At 34.7% G+C, this 3,494-nt stretch carries 2 protein-coding genes; both read right to left on the minus strand.

The features are described from left to right. Positions 1-73 precede the first annotated feature (73 nt). A complete protein-coding gene (locus Q0794_RS17960) occupies positions 74-1,264 on the minus strand; it encodes a hypothetical protein (protein ID WP_298944243.1) in 1,191 nt (396 codons plus the stop codon). 671 nt (positions 1,265-1,935) lie between these two features. Beyond that, positions 1,936-3,051, minus strand: a complete 1,116-nt coding sequence (nspC, locus tag Q0794_RS17965) for a carboxynorspermidine decarboxylase (protein WP_298944245.1) — start codon at positions 3,049-3,051, stop codon at positions 1,936-1,938. Between the last annotated feature and the right edge of the window lie 443 nt (positions 3,052-3,494).

Here is a 3,494-nt window from a genome sequence, read left to right on the forward strand (position 1 = left end):
AGTAAACCAACCTCAAACGGGCTTGTCCAACACCCGAATAAGGTGTCGGCTGCGCGACACCTATTCTTGTTTGTTATACACCATCACTCCAAAGAGTATTGGTACAATATTTATTGATAAGGGTTCGTATATCCCCTATTTCATTTTCAGAATAATATCTATTTATCGTGTGCGCACTATTTCCTGACTTTTGAATAAACACTTTATAATAAGGTTCCTTCTTACAACTTTCGATGCTTTTGATAGGGAATGAGCTATTTTTCCAACTTGCAATAGAAAAAGAATTTTCACCTGTGATGAAGTTGTCGTCACTAGAAAACAATATTTCATGTGGGCTTGAATTGCTGCCGAATTTCATTGATTCTAAACACTCTCCTAAAGGTTCAATTATTTTCAACATTTCCTCTGTCACGTGCAATAGACTGCCAAAGACCTTCTTCGATATCAGTGTATTGAAACTAATCCACTCTTTATTCTCTCTTCCTAATAGCGCTTTCAAAATATCAGATTCTCCTTTAAGCGCTAACTGGTAAGGCGTTTCTCCTTGTTTATTTTGTAAGTATATATTCAGCGGCGTTGCGTCCAAAAACTGTTCAAAGAAACCTTCTGTTACCGTAAAAGGAGGATATGGGCTCCCCGGTAAATTTGCTTTATGGATAGCTGTCGCTATTGTTTCACCTTTAGATGTGAAGGAATCATACACATCTGGGGCTGTGTAATTCCAATTAATATGTTCAGGAAGTCCACCATGAGACAAGAACTCGACTATGTCATCGGCACTTTGCATTCCCAAATAATTTTTATTGATTATATTTACTACTTTTTTAGGTAAATAAACCACTGCAGTAGTCTGATCGATTGTAGGTAAAATAAAGTAACGACTATCTAATTCTTTTTGGGTAAATTTATTCAACCGATCATAAAAATCATCTGCTACCCATGACGATTCATCTTGAAATATTTTAAACTTTCGAAGTTTATTCAGGTATTCAAACTTTAAGGTGATAGTTTTATTAAGGCTTCCTTCTACAGAAATATTTTTTGGTTCAAATTCCGATTGGGTTATTTCTGCATGTTGAAGAAGTAAACGTATATATGAATTGTTATCATCAATACACTCAGGATCATAGTGAAGAAAACGACTAGGGGTCAAATTTTCGAAAATTTGAAATAGGTCATCACTAGAGTCAAGATCTCCTAAATTTGCTTCAAATTTTACATTATGCTTTTTAAGCAATTCTTTTATTTTTGTTAAAAGATTCATTTAATACTTCCAATAATCTATGTAGGTAATGCTGGTGTATAACAGTGTAACTAAGCCGAATTATTCCGTATTTACGGTGGAAACACGGAATAGTTTAATTTGATAAATTAGAGGTTACTTTAGTGTAATAGAGCATTAAATCAAGGAATTAAATAAAAACATAAAACCTTTCTCATATGGAAAGGCGGAAAAGTTCTGTATTTACGGCAGAAACATGGAATTGAGTTTTCTGTAGATAATAAAATATTACTCAACGCGACTACAACTTTCCACCGTTGAGCTTTCCCAAGCAATGAATACCTTACAGCAATAGTAAACAGGACGTTTGCTGTAAGTTCATTTGGAGTATGGACGTGCCGTATGAACTGGTGCATTAAGGAAGGAATTTGTTGATTGGATAAGAAAGCAATTCGGTATTAGTTTCTTTGCTTACTTTCTTTTCTGATAAAAGAAAGTAGAGTCGCCGACAGGGCGAAAATACTGCAATTAATCACCTAAATGCAACAACGAGCGCAGACGAGTTTAAACATTATCGTAATATGCATAATGAAGACTGAATTCCCACGCGGAGCATGGGAATTAGGCAATCCCCAAGCAGACTATGGGTGCTAGAAACGCTGGAGTATGGGAACTAAAAAGCAGTATCATTCCTGCGCTGAATTCCTATCTCATTATCTCCCTAATGTGTTTTTAAAATCCTCATATCCAAACTCATTTAATACTTCAATCTCACCGTTCACTTTTTCAAAATAAATGCTTGGCATTTTCAAACCATTAAACCAATTCAGTTTCACCATGGTATAACCTGCACTGTCTAAAAGGTGTAGCTTTTGGCCTATTTGTAACGGTTTTTCAAATTGCGTTTCACAGAACTGATCGCCTGCTAAACATGAACATGAACCAATAATATAATGATGAGCAGCACCTTCAGTGGCTTCTTTAATCGAAGCAGGTTCATTATAGATAAGCGTATCTAAACGATGGGCTTCAGTAGCACTATCAACGATCGCTGTTTGTTTATCATTTTCTACAATATCAATCACGCTCACTACTAAATCTGCGGTACGTGTAATAATCGCTTCACCGGGTTCTAAATATACTTGTAGGTTATGTTTCTCAGCGAATGCTTTTAACGCTAACCCTAGCTTTTCTATTGGATAACCTGGGTAAGTGAAAAAGATACCGCCGCCTAAACTAAGCCAAGTCAGTTGATCAAGATAGTCAGCAAAGCTTGTTGAAATATGATCAAGTACTCGAATAAAGGCATCGACATCTTTATTTTCACAATTCATATGAAACATAAACCCATCGACTTTATTGAGAACCTCTTTACTTAAAAGATCTTGTTTTACGCCTAAACGAGAATAAGCACGAGCAGGGTTTGCTAAGTCTTGTCCTGCAACACTCATCTCTGGGTTAATGCGTAAACCTAATGAAGCACTGTCTTTACAGTGTTCATAATGCGCTTCAAGTTGTGATAACGAATTAAAGATTATCTTATCAGCAAGTGGTTTCACTGCTTCAATATCAGCGTTCGAATAACCTACGCTGTAGGCATGTGTTTCACCACCAAACTTCTCGTGTCCTAATTGGACTTCATAAGGTCCTGAGCTTGTTGTGCCGTCTAAATAAGGTTTAATGGTATTGAATGTACCCCAAGTAGAAAAACACTTTAAAGCCAGTACTAATTTAGCACCTGATATCTCTTTTAATTGTTTCGCTTTTTCTAAGTTATTAATCAAAGCTTGTTCATTGATCATAAAGTAGGGTGTATTTAAATTCTTCATTTTTTACCAAGTGTTAAATAAAATTGCTGTAGATAATAAATTGCTAGATGAAAATAATCCACTAGTAATTGCACGCTAAAATTGTCGAATATATTTACATTGTTTTATTATTATATATTACGACGTTAGGCTTTATAGGGCTTGCCATTGTGGCTTATTATTTGCTAGTTATCTATTTTAAATTATTTTTGAAATTAGTTATTTTTATTAAATTTAACTAACCATTTGGTATTCCAAATGGTGACTTTCTATATAACCATTAAAGGATGAAATATGAATAAAAGGATTTTTTTACTAACATCAACGATTTTGTTAACTCAACCACTTTATGCGGGCACAATAATTGAAGTAGAGTCAAATTCAACCTTATACCATTCCGCCTAATTATGTGATCTAATGTATTCAATTATTAACTAATTATATTCTCTTGGTGACGTATGAAA

This window comes from uncultured Psychromonas sp. (genome assembly GCF_947489755.1).
Lineage (GTDB): Bacteria > Pseudomonadota > Gammaproteobacteria > Enterobacterales > Psychromonadaceae > Psychromonas.